The organism is Synergistaceae bacterium DZ-S4 (assembly GCA_025943965.1).
Lineage (GTDB): Bacteria > Synergistota > Synergistia > Synergistales > Synergistaceae > Caenicola > Caenicola nitritireducens.
On the sequence record JAPCWD010000009.1, the window covers coordinates 52,357 to 73,973 of the forward strand.

Sequence of the window (21,617 nt, forward strand, 5' to 3'; positions counted from 1 at the left end):
CCCTCATCAGTGAAGAAGCCCCATCACCCTGTACACGTCTTCCATCGTTTTTTCAGCTACCGAACGTGCGCGTGACGCGCCTGACTCAAGTATCTGCATCAGGTCGTCCTCGCGTCCTTCGTAATATGCCCGGCGTTCCTGTATGGGCCTCATCATCCTTTCGAGGTGCACCATCAGCTTCTTTTTGCAGTCGACACAGCCTATCCCGGCTGTCATGCATCCCCCGTGTATCTCCGACATTTCCTGGGCATCTTTGTTGAAAAACTTATGTATGTCCCAGACAGGGCACTTTTCAGGTGTACCGGGATCTGTCCTTCTCTCCCGGGCAGGGTCTGTCGTCATCGTCCTGAGCTTCTCCCAGATAGTCTTCATATCGTCTGCTATGTCAAGGGCATTCCCATATGACTTGCTCATTTTGCGTCCGTCCGTGCCCGGCATTTTGGCAGTTGGGGTGAGCAGTGTCTCCGGTTCAGGGAATATGTCGCCGTAGAAGTGATTAAACCTTCGCGCGACCTCCCTGGTAAGTTCAAGGTGCGGCCCCTGATCTTCACCGACAGGTACGGCCCATGACTTATAGAGCAGGATGTCGCCGGCCATCAGCACAGGATAGCCCAGGAAGGCATAGGTAGAAAGGTCCTTGTTCTGAAGGTTCAGTATCTGTTCCTTGTAGGTCGGACAGCGCTCAAGCCATCCCAGAGGAGTTATCATCGAAAGGGCAAGATGTATCTCGGCATGCTGCTTTACATGGGACTGGATAAATATTGAAGACTTCTCCGGATCAACTCCTACCGCAAGCCAGTCTAGGAGTATCTCCCTGCAGTTTGCCTTTACTTTGCTGCAGTCAGCATAATCCGACATCATCGCATGCCAGTCGACTATCCCCCAGAAGCAGTTGTAATCGTTCTGCAGCTTTACCCAGTTGATCAGGGCACCGGCCATGTGACCGTAGTGAAGTTTGCCTGTCGGCCTCATTCCGCTGAATATCCTCTTTTTCTCATCCATTCATTCCACTTTCCCTTCTACTGTTACGCCGATCCGCACAGGAACGGCGGAATGTTCCAGTCTTACTGAATTATGAAACTCTTTCTCTCTGTCTCGGGGATCAGTTCAACAGCCAGCCCCGTCTCTTTTTGAATTATCGACCGGAGCTTTGGCAGGCTGGCTCTCTCCATCTCGCCGTGGTCGACTTCGGCAAGTCCAAGCCCACAGCTCAGGGCATCCTGCCTTTCGTGATATGAGATGTCGGCCGTAACGAAGAGGGAAGCGCCTTTATCTGCAGCCAGAGTCCACATGCCTCCGCACGAACCGCCTACGAGCGCGATCCTCTTTATCATCAGCGCAGGAGCGGTTCCGTAAGTCCAGCAGGATGAGAGCGACCACCGCTCCTTTATAAGTTTCATAACTGTATCAATAGACATGGGCATCATAAGCTCGCCCACTGCTCCCATTCCCCATGAAGAACCGTCGGATGGATCTCTGAGAGGTCTGATATCATCAAGACCCAGCAGTTCCGCAAGTGTGAAGTTGACGCCTTCCGGTGACGAGTCCCAGTTGGTATGCGCCGCATACAGGGAGAGCCCGTTCCTGATGGCACTTACCACTGCTTTGGCTGCAGGCCTGTCCGGTATTATATTCCTGAGCGGTCTGAAAATAATGGGGTGGTGCGATACGAGAAGGCCGCATCCGCTCTCTGAGGCCTTATTGACAGTATCTTCGGTCACGTCCAGCGCAATGCCTATCTTTGATATCTCGGAGCCGGGATCTCCCACCTGAAGTCCTGAATTGTCCCAATCCTCGGACCAGCTCAGTGGTATCCTCTTTTCTATAAAGCATATGACATCGTGCAGTTTCATGACGTCCCTCCCAGTTATCACAGCTTTCCTATTCTAATATACGCGGCCTGACCAGTCAAAGAAGAGAAATTGGTCAGCGGTAATCTCCACGTTCCGCGACCATCTCATAGCCGATGCTTTCTATCTTCGCTTTTACATAGGCAAGGCTCTCGGATGCGTCGTCTGCTGTGCCTATCTTGTTGTCGTAGAGCAGGTAATTTTTTCTTGCGTCAAGAGGGGATATATTAGGCATCACAACATTTGCGCCTGCAAGTATGCCCCGCTCCCTTCCGTCTGACATCACTGTCCCAAGCGCAGTTGTAGCGGGCAGAAGGACTCTTGGGTGCATAAGCCTTACCAGGCTTACCATAAAGAGTGAGTCCTCGGCGCTTCCGGCAGGGCAGTCCCTGAAGGGGGTATCGCTATGCGGAATGAAGGGACCGATCCCGACCATGTGTGGACCGAACTCTTTCATGAAGAGAAGGTCTTCCGCAAGATTCTCCCTCGTCTGGAAGGGAGAACCTACCATCAGACCGCATCCTGTCTGGAAACCTATCTCTTTGAGGTCATAGAGGCACCTCTTCCTGTTGGTCAGCGTCAGAGAAGAGGGGTGAAGTTTGGAATAGTGTGCTTCACATGCGGTCTCATGCCTGAGAAGATATCTGTCCGCCCCGGCGTCGAACAGCCTCTGGTATGAGGCTTTCTCTTTTTCCCCGAGAGAGATGGTGATCGCGCAGTCGCTGTATTTTTCCTTGATCCTGCCTATGATCCTTACAAGAAGGTCGTCTGTGAAGAAGCTGTCTTCGCCGCCCTGAAGGACAAAGGTCCTGAACCCGGCCTCATATCCCCAGTCGCAGCAGTAATAGATCTCATTCAAAGAGAGCCTGTACCTGACGGCTTTGGTGTTGCTTCTTCTTATCCCGCAGTAATAGCAGTCATTCCTGCAGTAGTTCGATATCTCTACAAGACCCCTTGAAAATATCTTTTTGCCAAATACAGAGAGGGAAGTCTCCTTTGCCTTTTCAGCTGCGTAGATCCTGTCTGCTTCGCTGTAAGACGAGAGCAGCTCCACAAGCTCTCTTTTCGGCAGGGTCCCGGCCTTTGCAAGATCGTCTATCCTTGTCATGTTGTCCATTAAGTTTATCTTCCCTTCTCTTCTGGTAAAAAGCAAATATTCTAGTGAATCGTATCACGAAGGTTTTTCACCTACAAGGAAAAAACCACTACTTTTTGATCATATCTGACACTCTCCTTCTCCCTTTCTGATTTGACAACTAAAGAACAGGGGGATGATAATGTGAACATGAAAGGCAGATGATCACAATGTCTTACAGTCCGGATCTAAGCTCAGGGTTCAACGGAACAAGGCTGAGAACTCCAAACCACGCATCGTGCTCAGGAATGTGTTCCGATTGTGTGCAGGAGTGCCCGGCGCTTTGCGAGATAGGGCTCTCAGCGATAAGGGGAACTGAGGCAGCGTACCCGGCAAACCCTAACGGAAGCCAGTTCGCCTCGGAGAAAAAATACCCCATTGATTTTTCTGATTTCAACATAAACGGCAGGGTATTCGGGGCACGGGGACTCCCGGAGGATGCTGACATTGCCCACCCTCTAAGCGTAGACCTTTCCTGCAGTTTTGGAATTGCGCATCCGGTAGCGCAAAAAATGCCGCTCATACTTCCGGCCGTGGCAAAACTGAACTGGCAGGACTATTATGCGGGAGCGGCAATAGCCGGGGTCACAGCAGTTATAGGAGAGGCTGTGGTAAACAAGGACAGCGGTGCCGAATTTTCTAACGGCAGGCTGACCTATTCTCCGCTGATCAAAGATATGATCTCACGTTTCAGGGTCTACGACAGAGGTTACGGCGACATTGTACTCCAGGCAAATTACGACGATGTCTCTTTCGGGGTCCTAGAATATGCTATTGAAAAATTAGGAGTGAAAAGCGTAGAGCTCAAATTAGGGCAAGCAGCAAAGGGCATCCAGGCAGTTTCAAAAACGATGTCCTATGAAGAGGCAACGGCGATAAAAGCAAAAGGCCGAATGGTATACCCGGACCCCGCATCACCGGAGATACAGAAGATGCTTTCTTCAGGATTCAAGCCGGTATTCAGGGCGATGGGGCGTCTGCCAATGTACAGAGAGGAAAGCCTTACTTGCTATATCCAAGATCTGAGATCACTCGGAGCAAAAAGGGTAATGCTCAAGGTCGGCGGTTATGACAGAAAAGAGCTTGAACTGGTGCTAAGAATAGCCTCCGCAGCATCCGTTGATCTGGTGACTTTTGATGGTGCCGGAGGAGGAACGGGAAACAGCCCCTGTAGAATGATGAATGAATGGGGCCTGCCCACGATGTTCCTTGAGAGCATCGTCTGGGACATCCTGGATAAAATGAGAAGAGAGGGAAAAAGCCTCCCCGGAACAGCAATTACCGGAGGCTTCTCGCTCGAAGACAACATATACAAGGGACTCGCTTTCGGTGCTCCCTACATTTCACTTGTGGGGGTCTGCAGAGCTCCGATGGCAGCTGCAATGTTCTCAAAGATGGTAGGAGAGGGAATCAAAAAGAATGATGTTCCTGTTTCAGTTAAGAAATTTGGATCATCTGCCGAGGATATTTATCATGATATGCAGGATCTTAATCTGATGTACGGAAAAGAAGCTGAGAATATCCCTGCCGGTGCGACAGGAGTATTTTCTTACCTCAATAGGGTCTCCTTCGGTCTGCGGCTCATGATGGCGCTTAACAGAAAGTTTTCTCTGGGGTTCATTGACAGGACAGATCTGATACCTCTAACAGAGTCGGCAAAGGGACTGTTGAAGGGGCCGTGGCTATAGGTCCGGGATTTTGCACGCGACCCTCTCATTAAAGGCTTTCTCTGAGAACAGAAAATAAATAATGTCATATTAAGATCCGGCCGGTGTCCCTTATGTGGAATACCGGCCGGCCTTTGAACTCCTGTCAAATATTCAGTTAAGGGTTGTTTTTACATGCCCATGTATGCTTTGCGTACTTCCTCCGAGCAGAGAAGCTCCTGCGATGTGCCTGAGTAGACTATTGTTCCGGTCTGGATGACATAGCCTCTCTTTGCGATCTCAAGGGCTTCCTGGACCATCTGCTCGACGAGGAGGATCGTTACGCCCCTCTTGTTTATCTCAATAACAGTCTCAAAGACTTTCTCAACAAGACTTGGCTGCAGGCCCAGGGAGAGTTCGTCAAGAAGCAAAAGCTTCGGCTTCGACATAAGTCCCCTTGCGATGGCGCACATCTGCTGTTCGCCGCCGCTCATCGTCTCTGCGGTCTGGTCTCTGCGGTCCTTGAGTATCGGGAAAAGGTCGTACATCTCCTCCAACCGCCCGTCAATTTCTTTTCTGTCCTTTGTGGCGAAGGCTCCCAGTTCGAGGTTTTCACGCACCGTCAGTTTGGAAAAGAGGCGGCGTCCTTCAGGAACATAGCTCAGCCCCTTCCTGATCGTTTTTGAGGCCGAAGTCTTTGAAATATCCTCCCCCATAAAGCTTATCGTACCGCTGACCGGATGCATAAGACCTGCGATCGTCCTCATGGTAGTGCTTTTGCCGGCTCCGTTCGCTCCGATTATTGCGACAAGCTCGCCCTCGTTTACCTCAAGTGAGATGCCATGGATGACCGGGACCGCGTCATAGGCACAGTGTATGTTTTTAACTTCAAGCATGGCAGACATCACTGTTCCCCCTCACAGACCCTGAGTCTCTTCGCAAATTTCTCGCCGAAGTATGCCGTGATGACTGTCGGGTCGTTGATTACTGCCTGCGGGCTGTCTTCCGCTATCTTTTTGCCGCTGGCAAGGACAACTATCTTGTCGGCTATCGGCATAATAGCCTCCATGATATGCTCGACCATCAATATGGTCACGCCCTCTTCCCTGAGCCTCACAATGACTTCCACCATCTCTTTTACCTCGGTCGATGTCAGTCCGGCAACAGACTCGTCAAGAAGAAGGAGCTTCGGGCCTGTCGCAAGGGACCTCGCCACTTCAAGCCTCTTCTTGTTGCCTATGGTAAGGCCGCCAGCCAGCTTGTTTCTGAGATCTCCCAGGAAGCAGAGGTCCACGCAGTGCTCAGCGACTTCGTTTGCCTTTGCCGTGTCGCTGTATCGCATATAGGCTCCGACCAGAATATTTTCATATACGGTCATCTCCTTGAGTGGCCTTACGACCTGGAAGGTCCTTGCGAGACCAAGGCGGGCCATCTTCCACGACGGGTATCCGGTCACGTCGAGTCCGTCAAATGTCACCTTGCCTGAGGCTGGCTTGTAGAGACCTGCAACACAGTTGAAAAGGGTCGTCTTGCCGGCTCCGTTGGGGCCTATAAGGCCAACTATGGTTCCTTTTTCCACATCAAAGGAGACATCGCTGTTGGCAAGCAGGGACCCGAATTTCATGGTCAGATCTCTGACTTCAAGCAGTGCCATTACGCGTCACCTTCTTCTCTTACGATTTTTTTTCTTGTGAAGTACCTGATCAGGCCCATGATCCCCAGAGGCTGCTTGATCATTACGATTATTATGATCAGGCCGAATATCATCAGGTCAACGCCTGCTCCGAGATTTGAAAGGTACGCGCGGGTGTATTCCTGAAGAGGTATAAGCACCAGTGCTCCAAGGAACGGCCCCCAGAATGTTCCAAGTCCTCCAAGTATAGTGATCAGGACAAATTTCATTGACATGTCAAGGGACATTACCATCGGCGGATCTACGCGGTAGTTGTACTGGGCGAAGAACGATCCGCAAAGTGCTGCCAAAGACGCCGAAAGGGCCATTGCAGAGAGTTTAACGACGGTGCTGTTGACTCCGAGGGATTCAGCGGTCTCCTGTCCTTCGCGTACGGCTCTCAGGTAGTATCCCATCCTGTGTCTCTCTATCCACCTGACGATACTGAAGACAAGGATAAATATGGCAAGCGCTCCGAGGTAATAGCCGTTCTTCGTGTCGGACCAGGAGAAATTCTTCCATCCGTCGGGAAGGATGGGATAGTCAAGCCCCAATGCTCCTCCCACAGCATCCCATATCATAAAGAGACGGTTGAATATTTCTACGATCGCGAATGTCGCTATCGCGAAGTAGTGTCCCTTGAGCTTAAAGCAGGGATAGCTGATTATGACTGATACGAGAGCTGCGACGACCATTCCGAGCGGCGCGCCGTACCAGGGAAGGCTCTCGAAAGTGACCACTGCCAGTGACGCCCCGTAAGCACCGATACCGAAGAAGACAGAGTGTCCGAATGAAGTCTGTCCGCAGTAACCGCTTATTATGTTCCAGGACTGTGCCATGGCCGCATAAAGCAGTATCATAGTCGCGACGTGGCCGAAGAAGGATCCGCCTATGACACCCGGGATAAAAGGCAGCACGACGGCGGCAGCAAGGAATCCATACCAGAGTTTGTCTGATTTTTCTTTAAACATCGCCGTCACCACCCGAACAGACCCTTAGGTCTTATTAGAATTACAACAAGATAGATGGCAAATACTGCCACGTACTTAACGACCGCAGCCACATAGAATCCCGCGAAGGACTCGACAAGCCCGATCAGCAGCGCAGCAAAGAGGGCTCCGGGAATACTTCCGAAACCTCCGAGCGCAACGACCACAAATGCGATAAGGCTGAAGAGCCCACCGACTTCGGGGTGAACTGCCAGATATGTAGTCATAAGTCCGCCCGCTACGCCGACACAGGCACCGCCGATCCCAAAGACGAGCAGATAAATATTTTCGGTGTCGATCCCCATCAGTTCGGCTGCTTCCTTGTCCATGGCCGTAGCCTGGATGGCCCAGCCCACCCTTGTCTTTTTAATGAGCCAGTAGACGCCTAGCAGGACCACCAATGAGAAGATGGCTGTTACAAGTTGGGGCAGCGATACGATCGCACCTGCCACCTCAAATGTTTTGCCTTCCATTATTGTTCCGGACAGCAAACGGAAGTTGGGGGTAAAGCGGTTCATGCAGAAGTTTTTAAGGAGCATTGAAAGGCCGAATGTCGCGAGCAGCGGTGCCATCGCGGCTTTTCCGAGACTGTTCTTTATTATGAGCCTGTAGGTCAGGGCTCCCATAAGGAACAGGAATATTCCGCCGGCTATCCATGAGAATAGCGGGTCAATTCCAAGTATTTCACCTATCCAGTAGCAGAGGTACATTGCAACCATCAGGAATTCTCCGTGTGCGAAGTTGATGACGTCCATAACTCCCCACATCATGCTTAGTCCCGCCGCGACAAGCGCGTAAAGGAGTCCGCTGAGGATCCCGTCTATTAAAACCTGCAAAAAGTTACTCACTGTAAAAACCTCCCTAAAAGAGGCGGGGCAATCGCTCGCCCCGCCTCATAACGCCTAAGCTGTAAGATCGACTAGCGTTTGTCCCACGGGGTCATGGGGAATACAGGCTCCGACTTCTTGTACTTAAGCGGGAAGACTGTTTTGTAGTCCTGGTCCTTTATCTGTGTGATGACGCTGAGTGCATAGACGTTCTGTCCGCCGGGCTCAAACTTGACTTTTCCGCTGAGAGACATCACTGAGGGGAACTCTTCGGTCCTGAGAAGCTGTACGACCTTTTCGGTATCGAGGGATCCGGCCTTCTCTATCGCCTGTGCGAGCACGAAGAGCATTACGCCTTCCTGGATGGAGTCGCTGTCAAAAGGCTGGTTGCTTCTTGGGGTATAGTATTTCTTCTCGATCTTTATCGCTTCGGGCATGAATTCCTTCGCGAGTGCAGGTGAATATCCCATTCCGCCCATGAAGTGGTCGCCGTCACCTGCAAGTTCTTTCTGGACTGCAGGGTTCTGATAGCCGGTGCAGTAGTTGAGGGCTATCTTCGGCAGCCAGTTTACCTGCTTCATCGTACGGACCCACAGTGAGTAGTCGCCGCCAAGTGCTGCGCCGAAGACCGCGTCGGGGTTTGCAGCCTTAAGGGTCTGGACTTCGCTGTTGAGGTTGGTTGCGCCGTTGTTGAAGGGAACGTCGGCTACGACTTTAAGACCGATCGCCTTTGCAGCCTTGTGAGCCTCTTCGGCAGCGTGCTTTCCGAATTCTGTGTTCTCGTAGATAACTCCAAGGGTCTTGATGCCTGCTTTTTTCTCTTTGTTGAGATATTCGATGTAATCAACAAATTCCTTTGATTCGATCGCATCTGTCGGAGCGTGGCGGAAGAAGTACTTGTAGTCGCGCTCTGTGAGAGCCGCGGAGCTCGAGCATCCGCACATGAAAATCTTCTTTGCGCGCTCTGCAACAGCACTCGCCGGTTTTGTGGCTGAGCTGTTGTAGCATCCGATCACCGCAAAGACTTTCTCCTGGTTGTAAAGACGCTCTGCTTCTGACTTGGCGACATCCGGTTTTCCCTGGTGGTCGGCCTTGATTATTTCGATCTTGTATCCGTCCAGAAGGCCTTCCTTTGCCGCAAGAGGAGCGTTGATATCCGGGTTGGCTTTGTTGATGACATCTGCTGCCGCAAGAACAGCATTGACGCAGTTCTGTCCGGAAACAGCTGCCGGACCTGTGAGGGGGAAGAGCGCGCCTATCTTGATGACCTTGTCAGCAGCAAACGCTGACTAACAGACCATCATAGAGAAGACCAAAACCATAAGTACCGCAAACATGGAACGCTTTCTGAGTTGCATTGAAAATCGACCTCCTGTAATAATGATTAAGTTGCTAAGACCAGAAAACTCTGGTGTATCAGTGACTGGCTTATTATAGTTAATTGAGTAACAAGATGTCAATTTTTTGTCATATTTCACATTTGTTATTAACCACCCTGAATTCTTATTGCCAATGGATCGGATGACATTTTAAACTAAATACGGACTATTTTCCCCTTGTTTCAATGTTCCGTATTATTTAGTGTTTCACAAAATAAAAAAGGGCAATTATGGTTGACATTTATTTTATAGGGGAATATATTATGAACAAGCTGGTGAACAATTCGTTCTAAACCAACAAACAACTTAAGGAGGCCGTCTGTATGATCTTTCAGGCTGAAGTACTTATAACACCGCGCGAGGGTGTGCTGGACACGCAGGGCAAGGCAGTGGAGAAAACACTGACTCACCTGGGGTACAAGGGGATCAACGAGGTAAGGGTCGGCAAGATAGTAAGGATGCAGCTTGATGCGCCGACAAAGGAAGAGGCCGTTAAAGATCTCGAGTCCATGTGTTCAGACCTTCTCTGCAACGACCTGATCGAGACCTTTAATATTTCAGTAAGGGAAAAATTGTGATGAAAACTGCCGTCGTCGTCTTTCCCGGGAGCAATTGCGACAGAGATGTCCAGCGGGCTGTGAGCGAATCACTGAACACCGCTGTAGATATGGTATGGCATGAAAATGATAATTTTGCCTCCGGAACGGACCTTGTGGTACTGCCGGGTGGTTTTTCGTACGGAGACTATCTCCGTTCAGGGGCGATGGCAGCAAGGTCGCCGATCATAAAGGCCGTAAGGGAGCATGCGGACAGAGGCGGGCTGGTGCTGGGGATCTGCAACGGGTTCCAGATCCTGACCGAAACAAAAATGCTGCCGGGAGCCCTGCTTCCAAACACCTCCCTCACCTTTATATGCCGCAGATGTCATGTCCGGGTGGAACGTACAGACAACAAATTCACTGCGGGCCTGAAAGAGGGAGATGTCATGCAGTTTCCCATAGCCCACCACGAGGGGCTGTTTTTCCTTCCCGATGACGAGCTGAAAAAACTGGAAGAGGCAGGACGCGTGGTCTTCCGGTATGCAGACCCAAAGACAGGCAGGGCCGGAGCGGAATACGCACCTAACGGCGCATTGAACGGCATTGCAGGGATATGCAGTGAAAAAGGAAATATACTTGGACTGATGCCCCATCCCGAACGTGCAACGATCCCTCATCTTAACGGAGGTACGGACGGCATCAGGTTCTGGAATTCGATCGCAGGGGCTTTCAAAGAAAGAGGTGCATGCTGATGGACTACAAGAGCGCCGGTCTTTCCGACTCGGAATATAAACGCATTAACGAACTTCTTGAAAGAGAGCCCAACCCACTTGAAACACAGCTGATCGGGGTCATGTGGTCTGAACACTGCAGTTACAAGTCGACCAAGAGGCTCCTTAAGACTTACCCCTCGACCGGCAGATATGTGCTCCAGGGACAGGGAGAAAATGCCGGGGTAGTTGACATGGGCGAAGGCTGGGGATTTGCCTTTAAAGTTGAAAGTCACAACCATCCTTCAGCTGTTGCCCCGTTTCAGGGAGCCGCCACTGGGGTCGGCGGGATAATAAGGGACATAATAGCCATGGGAGCACGTCCGACGGTATCGATGGACGGACTCTTCTTCGGCGATCCTTCACTTAAAAAAACAGAAAATCTCTCCAAAGGAATAGTTGAGGGGATCGGAGCTTACGGGAACGCTGTCGGTGTGCCCATTGTCGGAGGAAAGACCTTCTACTCCCCCTGTTACACTGACAACCCTCTTGTAAACGCTTTCAGCGCAGGATTCGTCCGCCTTGACAAGATGGCAAGCTCGCAGACCGCGAAGAGCGGAGACCTTGCGGTGCTCCTGGGTTCCAAGACGGGACGCGACGGGATCGCAGGAGCTTCATTCGCCTCCCGTGAACTGGATGAGGACTCGAAGGCAAGCAAACCGCAGATACAGATCGGGGACCCGTTCGAGGAAAAACTCCTGATTGAATGCTGCATGGATCTTCTTGACAAAGACCTGATCGCATCGATGCAGGACATGGGAGCGGCGGGGATACTCTCCTCTTCAAGCGAGATAGCCCACAAGAGCGGGTGTGGCATAGACATTACCGTTGAAAAGATCCCCCTGAGGGAAAAGGGAATGGCTCCGTGGGAGATATTCCTCTCCGAGTCACAGGAGCGCATGCTTCTTATAGTTGAAGAGGACAAGCTTGATCCTGTCTTTGCACTGGCTGCTCATTACGGGCTGGACTGCGCTGTAGTCGGGATCATGACTGATTCGCACCGTTACAGGGTATATGAAAATGGAGAACTGGTGGCTGACCTTCCCACATCCATTCTGGGAGACACACCGGAAGTGATTTGGCCGTCGTCAGAGCCTGCGGATATTATTCAAAGAGGCACAATAAATATGTCTTCCTTGATCTCAAAGGATCCGGAGTCGGATCTCTTGTCCCTTATAAGCTGCCCTAACGGAAGAAGCAAGCATAATATATGGGAGCAGTATGACTCAATGGTCCAGCTGCATACCATCGAGGGACCGGGCGCGCCTGCAGCCGTTGTCGAAGTGCCGCAAACCGAAAGGGCATGCCTGCTTACTATGGAGGCTGAACCTAACAAATGCTGGACAGACCCCTACATGGGAGCTTCAGAGACGATGGCCCTTTCGCTCAGGGGACTCTGGGTAGCCGGGGCTGAAGTCCTTGGGATGACGAACTGTCTCAACTTCGCCTCACCCGAAACCCCGGAAAAATTCTACGAACTCGAGCAGTGCATCAAGGGGCTTGCGGATACGTGCAGGGATCTGGACTGTCCGGTAGTTTCAGGAAACGTGAGCCTTTACAACGAAACGGCAAGCGGACAGATCTACCCCACTCCCCTCGTCGTGACTGCGGGACTTCTTGTAAACAGAAACAGACGACTGGAATCAGGAAATGCACAAACCGGAGACATTCTCTACGTTGTCGGAGATATTTGCGGTTCACTGGGAGCCTCACGCTACCAGGTAATGAAAAATGGGAGACCTCTCGGTAAAACAGTCGGACCGGATCATGATAAGGAGACGGCTTTTAGGGAAAGGGCAATGAAAACTGCTTCTTCCGGAGCCGCATCTTCCGGACGCGCTGTTGCAGGCGGCGGTCTTGCTATTGCGATTGCAAACGAGGCGATAGCCTCAGACAGGGGCATAAATGTTGATATAAGCTTATCACTCTCGGCAGAAGAGCTTCTCTTCTCAGAAGGTGGTGCAAGAGCCATATATGCAGTCCCCAAAGAGAAAGCCAACTCTTTTGAAAAGATCTGGGACGGTTATGCCTGCACAAAGATCGGTACTGTCGGTGGAGATAAGTTTGAATGGAAAGATATGTTCAGCCTTGATCTCTCAAAGTTGAAAAAAGTTTTCACGGAGGGCGGCTTCTAAAAATGTGCGGCGTTTTCGGCGCTTACAGCATTAACGGCGCCCCGGTGCTCGAGGATGTATATCTTGGTCTCTGCGCTCTGCAGCACAGAGGCCAGCTTTCTGCCGGAGTGGCATGGATCGCAGAGGGGAACGTAAACATCAAGAAGGGGATGGGGCTGGTCCACGAAGCTCTTGACCAGAGCTGCCTTTCAAAGATAGATGCATACACCGCCATAGGACATGTGAGATACGCCACTGCAGGAAGCACGAGAGTAGACGACTGTCAGCCGATAGGGGCGAACTACTCGCAGGGGCCTGTGGCTATCGCTCATAACGGCAACCTGACAAACGCCCAGGGGCTGAGCAGTTATCTTGAAAACAAGGGCGCAATATTCCACACATCATCCGATACGGAGACCATCCTTCAGCTTATGGCACACCAGCCCGGGGTAGTGCAGCTTGAAGCCCTTGAAAGATCCCTCGCAAAGATACAGGGGGCATACAGCCTTGCGGTCCTTTTCGAAGGATGCCTGATCGCGGCAAGGGACCCATGGGGCTTCAGGCCTCTGATCATAGGGCAGAAAAATGAGACTATATACGTCGCCTCGGAATCCTGCGCACTTGACATACTGGGGGCGGAGATAGTCCGTGACGTTGAACCCGGAGAGATCCTCGTGATCGACAGAAGGGGGATGATTTCGCGAAAACTCCCTGTCCTGCCGCCGAAAAGATGCCACTGCTCGTTCGAATACGTATATTTTGCACGGCCGGACAGCGTGATAGACGGCAGGTCAGTCTACAGGGCAAGGAAAGAGCTTGGCGTAAAACTCGCAGATCTGGATGTCCCCCAAAATTCTGTCGTGACGGGAATGCCCGACAGCGGAACACTGGCGGCTCTGGGATTCGCACAGAAGGCAGGACTCCCCTTCGAGATGGGTATAGTTAGGAACAGGTATGTAGGAAGGACATTCATACAGCCTACTCAGCTTGTCAGGGATATTGGGGTCAAGATCAAGCTCAACCCACAGCGTACGGCCTTCATGGGCCGGGAGGCCGTGGTCATCGACGACTCCCTTGTACGCGGGACTACGGCGGGCAGGATCATATCAATGATAAGGGAGAGCGGGGCAAAAAAAGTCCATCTGAGGATCGCGTCACCCCCTGTCTGCTTCCCCTGCTATTATGGGATAAACACTCCGAGTTCGGACGAACTTGCCGCTGCGCAGATGGACATCCCGTCCCTCTGCAGAAAGATCGGGGCCGATTCCCTTGAATACCTGACCTGTCAACAGCTCAGAGACGCAATAGGACTTCCGTCGTCGGAACTGTGTACGGCATGCTTTGACGGAAGTTATCTGGAAAACGAGGATTACTCTGATCTTCTGGAAGTCTGATCCAAATTTTACGAAACAATAGATACTGTTCACATATATTTTTTGGAGGTGCTGAAAATGGAATTGAATAAAAAGGATTTTATCTATGAAGGCAAGGCAAAAAGGCTCTACACCACGGACGACCCGGATATTGTCATAGTAGAGTACAAAGACAGCTTCACGGCTTTCAACGGAGAGAAGAAGGCGACCATGAGCGGTAAGGGGCAGCTCAACAATAAGATCAGTTCAAAGCTCTTCGGATACCTTAAATCGAAGGGCATCGGGTCGCATTTCATAAAGCAGATAGACGATATCCATCAGGAAGTGACAAGAGTCTCGATCGTTCCCCTGGAAGTTATAGTGAGGAACATCACGACCGGTTCGCTCTGCAAAAGGCTCGGCGTGAAGGAAGGAATGAGGCTTCCACGTCCCCTAGTCGAGTTCTGCTACAAAAACGACGAACTGGGCGATCCGCTTATCCTGGAAGACCACGCTATCCTCTTCGGCTGGGCCACGGAGGAAGAGATAGCAAAGATAAAAGAGATATCACTGAAGGTCAATTCAGTGCTGACCGAATATTTTGCGGCTAAGAATATAGTGCTGGTAGACTTCAAGCTTGAGTTCGGCAAGGATGCAAAGGGTGAGCTGATGCTTGCCGACGAGATCTCACCGGACACCTGCCGTTTCTGGGACAGCTCGACCGGAGACCGTCTGGACAAGGACCGCTTCCGCAAGGACCTGGGAAACGTGCTTGGAGCATACGAAGAGATCTGGAAGAGGATATCTGAGTAAATAATGAGCGGGATATTCGGGGCTTACAGCAAATCAGGCAGGTCCGTACTGGAGGAAGTTTACCTCGGATTATACGCCCTCCAGCACAGGGGACAGGAGTGCGCCGGCATTGCATGGAGCGAAGGCGGACGGATCGAAGCCGCAAAGGGCATGGGACTGCTTCACAATGCTATAGAACAGAAGTGCCTCACTGAGAAAAACGCGCCTTGCGCGATAGGTCATGTTCGTTATACCCCGCTGCCCGGTTCCCAGCTCCACAATGTTCTCCCGGTAGGTGCAAATTATGCAAGGGGCACGGTCGCTGTTGCACATGACGGCCTAATTACCAACCTTAAGGAACTTACATCGCAGCTTGAAAAACAGGGGGCCATCTTCCAGTCATCAACTGATTCGGAGGCCATCATCCACCTGATGGCGCACAAATCACACATGCAGCCGCTGGATGCATTTATTGACTCCCTCAGAAAAATTAAAGGGTCATATGCTGTTATTGTACTTATCAACGGCACACTGGTTGCAGCCCGCGACCCATGGGGGTTCAAGCCTCTTGTGATCGGGGAAAGGGACGGCAATTACTATGCGGCATCTGAATCATGCGCACTTGACATCGTCGGGGCAAAACTCATCCGCGACGTAGAACCCGGTGAGATAGCTGTTATCGACGAGAGAGGCATAAGGAACCTCCGGCTTAACCATGAGTGCTGCCGCGGCATGAGATGTTCTTTCGAGTACGTTTACACTGCCCGGCCCGACAGCATAATTGACGGAAGGTCCGTTTATGAGGCACGCAAAGAGATGGGAAGGCTTCTTGCTGAACAGGCGCCATGTACCGCTGCCGAGATAACCGCAGGCATGCCTGACAGCGGCACAATAGCGGCTGTGGGTTACGCCGAAAGATCCGGGATCCCGTTTGAAATGGGAGTCGTCAGGAACCGATATGTGGGAAGGACGTTCATCCGGCCTACACAGAAAGTCCGCGAACTCGGTGTTAAAATAAAACTGAATCCGATATCGGAAGTTTTCGACAAAAAGAAAGCAGTCGTGATCGATGATTCGATCGTCAGAGGGACCACTGCAGAGAGGGTAGTCTCGATGATAAGAGACTCAGGCGCATCCGAGGTACATCTCAGAATAGCCTCCCCTCCCGTTCTTCACCCATGCATGTACGGGATCGACACCAGAAAGGAAGAGACCCTTGCGGCTGTCAGGATGACTATTCCCGAACTCTGCAGAAAGGTCGGGGCGGACTCACTTGAATACCTGAGCGAAGATAATCTTACAAAGGCCATAGGCCTTCCGGATGATCAGATATGCACGGCCTGTTTCACGGGCAAATATCTTGACGAGACCGATCTGAAAGCGGGTGTGTGATCTTGGATAAAAACCTCACTTACGAAAAGGCAGGCGTCAGCATAGAGGCCGGCGACCTATGGGTCGAGACAATAAAGGAAATGCTGAAGCAACGCCCCAAAGACCCAAACTGCGTAGGCGGCGTGGGAGGCTTTGCGGGACTCTACAGGATAGGCGGAGGAAAATGCATTGCCGCATGCTGTGACGGAGTAGGCACCAAACTCGAACTTGCAAAGGAGACCGGCATATACCGCGGCCTGGGTCAGGATCTTGTAGCCATGAACGTCAACGACCTCGTCACAGGAGGCGCAAGGCCCCTCTTCTTCCTGGATTACGCCTCATGCGGAAAGCTGGACGCAGGGATATTCGGTGAGATCCTAGAGGGCATACTCGACGCCTGCGATGAAAGCATGTGCGCACTGCTCGGCGGGGAGACGGCAGAGATGCCCGATGTTTACGGTGAAAAGGGATTTGATCTCGCAGGTTTTGCCGTAGGCATGATCGACGAGGACAAAATTATTGACGGGAAAAATGTTAAAGAGGGCGACGTGCTTCTGGGACTCAGAAGCTCCGGAGCCCACAGCAACGGCTACAGCCTTGTCAGGAAGGCACTTGGCAAAGACGGTCTGGCCGCCGGCCTTGACACGGTTCCGGAAGGCTGGGGCGAGACGATCGCCGAAGCAGTCATGAAACCGACCAGGCTTTATGTAAAGCCTGCTCTGGCAGCTGTCGACACCGGGACTATACACGCAATGGCTCACATAACCGGCGGGGGCATGTACGGGAATGTGATAAGGGTGATCCCCAAAGGACTCGACATAGATATCGACTTCAGCTCATGGGAACGCCCTAAAATTTTCGGTCTTATCCAGAGCGCTGGGATAGAAGAGGATGAAATGAGGAAAGTCTTCAACCTCGGTATCGGATATGTATTTATCGTCGACCCGCAAGAGGTACGTCTTATCGAAGGCGCTCTTTCCGAATTAGGCGAAAGCCCTGTGAAGATAGGAAGGGTAGTTAAGTGTGCCTCCCGCGCATAGCGATCCTTATCTCAGGTACAGGATCAAACATGGAAGTCATCCTCAAGGCATGCATCACAGGTGAACTTCCGGCGGAGGTCTCATTCGTCGGAAGCGACAACATAAACGCAAGGGGACTGGGGACCGCGGCAGCGCTTGGGGCGCCCACCCGTGTGTTTTTTTACAAGAGGGACGGCAGGAATTCTGCGGAGGAGGCTATAGCAAAGGCTGTCGAAGAGACGAAGACAGACTGGATAATACTTGCCGGTTTTATGAAAATTTTGTCGCCCGCATTCGTGAAGAGGTTCCCTGACAGGATAATAAACATCCATCCCGCGCTGCTGCCTGCTTTTCCCGGGGCACACGGCATCCGCGACGCATGGGAGGCTAAGGCCGGCCATACCGGTGTCACAGTCCATGTAGTCGATGAAGAGGTCGACCACGGCAGGATACTTGCACAGGAACGGGTAGACATCCTTCCTGATGATACGATCGAGATGCTTGAAGAGAAAATTCACAGGGTCGAACACAGGATATACAGTGAGACCCTGAAAAAACACTTTGAAGAAAATCCTATATCAATTGAAGAGCGGGAGGAATAGTGATGATGGAGACCAGAAAAGCGCTCATCTCTGTCTGGGACAAGACGGGCGTGCTCGAATTGGCAAAGGGCCTGGCTGCCCACGGATACGAAATAGTTTCCAGCTCAGGAACTGCAAAACATCTTGAAGAGGGCGGGCTTAAGGTTACGGAAGTTGTTGACATGACAGGACTTCCCGCGATCCTTGGCGGCAGGGTGAAAACCCTGCATCCGGCTGTCATGGGTGGGATCCTTGCAAGAAGAGGATTGGCACAGGACGATGAAGACAGGAAAAAGTTTTCGATCCCGCTTATCGACGTTGTGGTCTGCACGCTCTATCCCTTCGAAGAGACGGCCGAAAAGGGAGCCGACCTTGACCAGCTTATTGAGAAGATCGACATCGGAGGAGTCTCGCTCATTAGAGCGGCTGCAAAAAACTACTACCACGTTGCAGTCGTGACTGACATTGCAGATTACGGAAGCGTCCTCGAAGAACTTGAGAAGAGGCAGGAATTTCCCCTTGAATTCAAACAGAAGCTGGCGCTGAAGGCCTTCCGCCTTACAGCATCATATGACGCCACTATATACAAGGGGCTTTGCTCCGAGACAGGAACTGCTGAAGAGGCGGGAGAAGACAAGATACTTCCTTTACGGAAAGTGCAGGATCTGAGATACGGGGAGAACCCTCACCAGAAGGCTGCCCTCTTCCTGCCCCCGCTTGAAAAACAGCCGTTTGAGCAGCACTCAGGCAAGGAGCTCTCATACAACAACCTACTCGACCTTGACACGCTTCTGAGAGGTTGTTCCGTATTTCAGGACCAATGCGCATGCACCATAGTCAAGCACACGACTCCATGCGGAACGGCACATGGCAGGACCCCGCTCGATGCATTCAGGAAGGCGTTGGAGTGCGACCCGATCTCAGCATTCGGCGGCATCATCGGAATGACAAGATGTGTGGACATGGCGACTGCGAAGGTCATTACCGAGACCTTCTTTGAGATAGTCGCCGCCCCCTCATACGCGGAGGGAGTCGTTGAATTTTTCAGGGACAAGAAGCCCAATCTGCGTGTCCTTACAATAACTCCGGGATATGCCCCAAAGCTTCAGATGACGGGGAATCGCTGCGGTTACCTTGTCCAGGAAGACATGCTCCCACCTCTTCCCAAAATGAATGAAGGCAAGTGGATCGGCAAGGCAAGACCTGACCTCTGGGATGACCTTATCTTTGCCTGGAAGACCGCTGCGATAACAAAGAGCAACGCTATCGTCCTCGTAAAGAACGGAGCCGCGGTAGGGATCGGCGGAGGCTTCACCAACAGGGTGGACGCGGCAGAGTATGCGCTGAAGCTTGCATGTGAAAAGGCAAAAGGGGCAGTGCTTGCATCAGACGCATTCTTCCCCTTCCCCGACACCGTAGAACTTGCCGCAAGAGAGGAAGTCAGCGCAGTGATACAGCCGGGAGGTTCCATAAAGGACAAAGAGATATTCGATCGGGCTGAAGAGCTTGGAATAAGCATGTTCGTCGGCAGCGGCCGGACGTTCAGGCACTAAGGAGGGACATTTATGAGAATAATGGTCCTCGGGGGCGGCGGCCGTGAACATGCCATCGTCCACGCTTTTTCAAAATCCAAGGTAGTCACAAAACTCCACTGCTGTCCGGGAAACCCGGGAATATCCAAACTGGCGGCCTGCCATGCGGGAAATCCGTCCGATCCCTTCCAGATGACGGCACTATGCAAAAGGCTTGACATAGACCTGGTATTCATCGGACCTGAAGCCCCCCTTGTAGCGGGTACAGCCGATGCGCTCAGAGCTGCGGGCATACTTGTCATGGGTCCCGGAAAACTTGGAGCACAGCTTGAGGGAAGCAAGATATTTTCAAAAAATTTCATGAAGAAGCACGGGATACCTACATCTTCTTTCGAATGCTGCCAGACGATAGAGGAGTGCGGGGCTGCTGTCGACAGAAGATCTGCCCCATACGTCGTAAAGGCTGACGGGCTGGCTTCCGGCAAAGGTGCATTCCTCCTTGATACAAAAGAAGAGGCAATGACAGTCTGCAGTATGATGCTGGACGATATGATACTCGGCTCGGCCGGCAAAAACATAATAGTTGAGGACTTTGTCGAAGGACAGGAGATGACGATCCTCGCTATAACTGACGGGGAAACAGTCAGGATCCTCCCTTCCAGCCAGGACCACAAGCGCGCGCTTGACGGAGACAAAGGCAACAACACAGGCGGGATGGGAGCCTATTCCCCTGTTCCCTGGGTGGACAATGCTTTTTTAAAAAAGGTTGAAGATATCGTCCTCATGCCCACTCTGGAGGGACTGAAGAAGGAGGGTATACCATTCTGCGGGGTCATCTACGCGGGCATCATGATAAAACCCGACGGATCGCTCTCTGTTTTGGAATACAACGTAAGGCTGGGAGACCCTGAAGCACAGGTCGTACTTCCTGTCTTTGGGGGGGATTTCGGGGAGGCGATCTTTGCATGCTGCAAAGGCGACCTGTCGAAGGCAGAATGGCCCGCCCCCGAACGTGTCGCTCTTGGGGTGGTCATGGCTTCGGGAGGATACCCGGACAAGTACCAGACAGGATATGAGATAGTGATACGCGACGAGGAAGTCCATGACACCTACATCTACCACGCCGGAACGGCACATGACAACACAGGCACCCTAGTCACATCCGGAGGAAGGGTTCTCACCGTTGTAGGAATGGCTCCCACTCTAAAGGAAGCAAAAGAACTTGCATACAGGCGTGTAAAGACCGTCTACTTCAGGGACGCGCACTACAGGAAGGATATCGGAGACAAATCTTTGAAAGGTGAGGATAAACAGTGACGACACCCGTGGTCGGAATAATAATGGGATCGGCATCGGACATCCCTGTGATAGAAAAGGGTGTCAAGGTACTCGATGAACTCGGGATCCCCTATGAAGTTGCGATAGCCTCCGCTCACAGGACTCCGCGAGACGTGGAGGGATATGCTGCAAATGCCCCCCAAAGAGGGATAAAGGTCATTATCGCTGCGGCCGGCCTTTCTGCCGCCCTGCCCGGAGTCGTGGCAGCCGCTACGACTCTCCCGGTCATTGGCGTACCTGTCAAAGGCGGAGCGCTCGACGGGCTTGACGCACTGCTCTCAGTTACACAGATGCCTCCCGGAATCCCCGTAGGCTCAGTAGGCCTCAACGCCTCACTGAACGCGTGCCTGATGGCGGCAAGGATAATAGCCATCAATGACACAGACCTGTCGAAAAGACTTGAAGAGTGGTCAAAGAAGAGAGCGTCCGCTGTCGCTGAGAGCCGCACTGAGCTTGCAAACCTGCCTGCGGCGCCCGAGGTGGCCTATAGACTTTAAAGACGGCTGAGCCGTCTTAAAAGTCGTGAAGCAGCGATATCCGATCGCTGTGAAGCAATTGTGAAGCAGTGGCGAAGCAATTGTTAAAAGCTGAAGGAGACTGCATCCGCCGGGGAATTCGCGTCCTTCGGCCGCTGGAGAATTTGCAGCTGAGAAACGCTGCGGAGAATTTGCTCGCTTTGCATCGCGGAGAATTACGGCCAAAGGCCGCGGA

General features: G+C 52.0%; 20 protein-coding genes. 12 read left to right on the forward strand and 8 right to left on the reverse strand.

Going from position 1 to position 21,617, the window contains the following annotated elements; genetic code table 11:
• Positions 1 to 6 precede the first annotated feature (6 nt).
• The 3 genes from trpS to hydE form a co-directional block, all read right to left on the reverse strand.
• Positions 7 to 1,002 carry a tryptophan--tRNA ligase gene (gene trpS / locus OLM33_07110; GenBank protein ID MCW1713430.1) on the reverse strand — a complete coding sequence of 332 codons (996 nt, stop codon included), beginning with the start codon at positions 1,000 to 1,002 and terminating at the stop codon, positions 7 to 9.
• A 62-nt stretch (positions 1,003 to 1,064) separates the two neighbouring features.
• A complete protein-coding gene (locus OLM33_07115) occupies positions 1,065 to 1,853 on the reverse strand; it encodes a Nif3-like dinuclear metal center hexameric protein (GenBank protein MCW1713431.1) in 789 nt (262 codons plus the stop codon).
• Between the two features lie 73 nt (positions 1,854 to 1,926).
• Positions 1,927 to 2,967 (reverse strand): [FeFe] hydrogenase H-cluster radical SAM maturase HydE, encoded by a 1,041-nt coding sequence (gene hydE, locus OLM33_07120; protein ID MCW1713432.1) that lies wholly within the window; start codon positions 2,965 to 2,967, stop codon positions 1,927 to 1,929.
• Between the two features lie 188 nt (positions 2,968 to 3,155).
• Here hydE and OLM33_07125 point away from each other — a divergent pair, with 188 nt between their 5' ends.
• Entirely contained in the window at positions 3,156 to 4,673 is a 1,518-nt protein-coding gene (locus OLM33_07125) for a glutamate synthase-related protein (GenBank protein MCW1713433.1), read from the forward strand.
• Between the two features lie 149 nt (positions 4,674 to 4,822).
• Here the strand turns inward: OLM33_07125 and OLM33_07130 are convergent, their stop codons facing one another.
• From OLM33_07130 to OLM33_07150, 5 genes are all read right to left on the reverse strand, one after another.
• A complete protein-coding gene (locus OLM33_07130) occupies positions 4,823 to 5,536 on the reverse strand; it encodes an ABC transporter ATP-binding protein (GenBank protein ID MCW1713434.1) in 714 nt (237 codons plus the stop codon).
• Entirely contained in the window at positions 5,536 to 6,285 is a 750-nt protein-coding gene (locus tag OLM33_07135) for an ABC transporter ATP-binding protein (protein ID MCW1713435.1), read from the reverse strand. The genes OLM33_07130 and OLM33_07135 overlap by 1 nt, the downstream gene beginning before the upstream one ends.
• Entirely contained in the window at positions 6,285 to 7,274 is a 990-nt protein-coding gene (locus OLM33_07140; GenBank protein ID MCW1713436.1) for a branched-chain amino acid ABC transporter permease, read from the reverse strand. Before OLM33_07140 ends, OLM33_07135 begins: the two co-directional genes overlap by 1 nt.
• A 5-nt stretch (positions 7,275 to 7,279) precedes the next feature.
• Positions 7,280 to 8,140, reverse strand: a complete 861-nt coding sequence (locus tag OLM33_07145; GenBank protein ID MCW1713437.1) for a branched-chain amino acid ABC transporter permease — start codon at positions 8,138 to 8,140, stop codon at positions 7,280 to 7,282.
• A 71-nt stretch (positions 8,141 to 8,211) separates the two neighbouring features.
• Complete coding sequence (locus OLM33_07150; protein ID MCW1713438.1) at positions 8,212 to 9,378, reverse strand: ABC transporter substrate-binding protein; 1,167 nt, start codon at positions 9,376 to 9,378, stop codon at positions 8,212 to 8,214.
• A 443-nt stretch (positions 9,379 to 9,821) separates the two neighbouring features.
• Between OLM33_07150 and purS the strand changes: the two genes are divergently transcribed.
• From purS to purE, 11 genes are all read left to right on the forward strand, one after another.
• Positions 9,822 to 10,076 carry a phosphoribosylformylglycinamidine synthase subunit PurS gene (purS, locus tag OLM33_07155; protein MCW1713439.1) on the forward strand — a complete coding sequence of 85 codons (255 nt, stop codon included), beginning with the start codon at positions 9,822 to 9,824 and terminating at the stop codon, positions 10,074 to 10,076.
• A complete protein-coding gene (gene purQ, locus OLM33_07160; GenBank protein ID MCW1713440.1) occupies positions 10,076 to 10,789 on the forward strand; it encodes a phosphoribosylformylglycinamidine synthase subunit PurQ in 714 nt (237 codons plus the stop codon). The genes purS and purQ overlap by 1 nt, the downstream gene beginning before the upstream one ends.
• Positions 10,789 to 12,942 carry a phosphoribosylformylglycinamidine synthase subunit PurL gene (gene purL, locus OLM33_07165; protein MCW1713441.1) on the forward strand — a complete coding sequence of 718 codons (2,154 nt, stop codon included), beginning with the start codon at positions 10,789 to 10,791 and terminating at the stop codon, positions 12,940 to 12,942. Before purQ ends, purL begins: the two co-directional genes overlap by 1 nt.
• 2 nt (positions 12,943 to 12,944) lie before the next feature.
• Entirely contained in the window at positions 12,945 to 14,315 is a 1,371-nt protein-coding gene (gene purF, locus OLM33_07170) for an amidophosphoribosyltransferase (protein MCW1713442.1), read from the forward strand.
• A gap of 63 nt (positions 14,316 to 14,378) precedes the next feature.
• Positions 14,379 to 15,086, forward strand: coding sequence for a phosphoribosylaminoimidazolesuccinocarboxamide synthase (locus OLM33_07175; protein MCW1713443.1), 708 nt, complete (start codon positions 14,379 to 14,381; stop codon positions 15,084 to 15,086).
• A 3-nt stretch (positions 15,087 to 15,089) separates the two neighbouring features.
• On the forward strand, positions 15,090 to 16,457 hold the full coding sequence (gene purF, locus OLM33_07180) for an amidophosphoribosyltransferase (GenBank protein ID MCW1713444.1): 1,368 nt from the start codon (positions 15,090 to 15,092) through the stop codon (positions 16,455 to 16,457).
• Between the two features lie 2 nt (positions 16,458 to 16,459).
• Positions 16,460 to 17,476, forward strand: coding sequence for a phosphoribosylformylglycinamidine cyclo-ligase (gene purM, locus OLM33_07185; GenBank protein MCW1713445.1), 1,017 nt, complete (start codon positions 16,460 to 16,462; stop codon positions 17,474 to 17,476).
• Positions 17,458 to 18,057: a phosphoribosylglycinamide formyltransferase gene (purN, locus tag OLM33_07190; GenBank protein ID MCW1713446.1), complete on the forward strand. Its 600-nt coding sequence runs from the start codon at positions 17,458 to 17,460 to the stop codon at positions 18,055 to 18,057. Before purM ends, purN begins: the two co-directional genes overlap by 19 nt.
• A 2-nt stretch (positions 18,058 to 18,059) precedes the next feature.
• Complete coding sequence (gene purH, locus OLM33_07195; protein MCW1713447.1) at positions 18,060 to 19,589, forward strand: bifunctional phosphoribosylaminoimidazolecarboxamide formyltransferase/IMP cyclohydrolase; 1,530 nt, start codon at positions 18,060 to 18,062, stop codon at positions 19,587 to 19,589.
• 12 nt (positions 19,590 to 19,601) lie between these two features.
• Positions 19,602 to 20,885 (forward strand): phosphoribosylamine--glycine ligase, encoded by a 1,284-nt coding sequence (gene purD / locus OLM33_07200; GenBank protein ID MCW1713448.1) that lies wholly within the window; start codon positions 19,602 to 19,604, stop codon positions 20,883 to 20,885.
• Positions 20,882 to 21,403 (forward strand): 5-(carboxyamino)imidazole ribonucleotide mutase, encoded by a 522-nt coding sequence (purE, locus tag OLM33_07205; protein MCW1713449.1) that lies wholly within the window; start codon positions 20,882 to 20,884, stop codon positions 21,401 to 21,403. Before purD ends, purE begins: the two co-directional genes overlap by 4 nt.
• The last annotated feature ends 214 nt before the right edge of the window (positions 21,404 to 21,617 follow it).

Coding starts and splice junctions, on each gene's coding strand:
- purQ (MCW1713440.1), top strand. CDS start 10,076: ATGAAAACTGCCGTCGTCGTCTTTCCCGGGAGCAATTGCGACAGAGAT.
- OLM33_07140 (MCW1713436.1), bottom strand. CDS start 7,274: ATGTTTAAAGAAAAATCAGACAAACTCTGGTATGGATTCCTTGCTGCC.
- OLM33_07135 (MCW1713435.1), bottom strand. CDS start 6,285: ATGGCACTGCTTGAAGTCAGAGATCTGACCATGAAATTCGGGTCCCTG.
- purH (MCW1713447.1), top strand. CDS start 18,060: ATGATGGAGACCAGAAAAGCGCTCATCTCTGTCTGGGACAAGACGGGC.
- OLM33_07125 (MCW1713433.1), top strand. CDS start 3,156: ATGTCTTACAGTCCGGATCTAAGCTCAGGGTTCAACGGAACAAGGCTG.
- purS (MCW1713439.1), top strand. CDS start 9,822: ATGATCTTTCAGGCTGAAGTACTTATAACACCGCGCGAGGGTGTGCTG.
- OLM33_07130 (MCW1713434.1), bottom strand. CDS start 5,536: ATGTCTGCCATGCTTGAAGTTAAAAACATACACTGTGCCTATGACGCG.
- purF (MCW1713442.1), top strand. CDS start 12,945: ATGTGCGGCGTTTTCGGCGCTTACAGCATTAACGGCGCCCCGGTGCTC.
- purD (MCW1713448.1), top strand. CDS start 19,602: ATGAGAATAATGGTCCTCGGGGGCGGCGGCCGTGAACATGCCATCGTC.
- purF (MCW1713444.1), top strand. CDS start 15,090: ATGAGCGGGATATTCGGGGCTTACAGCAAATCAGGCAGGTCCGTACTG.
- hydE (MCW1713432.1), bottom strand. CDS start 2,967: ATGGACAACATGACAAGGATAGACGATCTTGCAAAGGCCGGGACCCTG.
- purL (MCW1713441.1), top strand. CDS start 10,789: ATGGACTACAAGAGCGCCGGTCTTTCCGACTCGGAATATAAACGCATT.
- trpS (MCW1713430.1), bottom strand. CDS start 1,002: ATGGATGAGAAAAAGAGGATATTCAGCGGAATGAGGCCGACAGGCAAA.
- OLM33_07115 (MCW1713431.1), bottom strand. CDS start 1,853: ATGAAACTGCACGATGTCATATGCTTTATAGAAAAGAGGATACCACTG.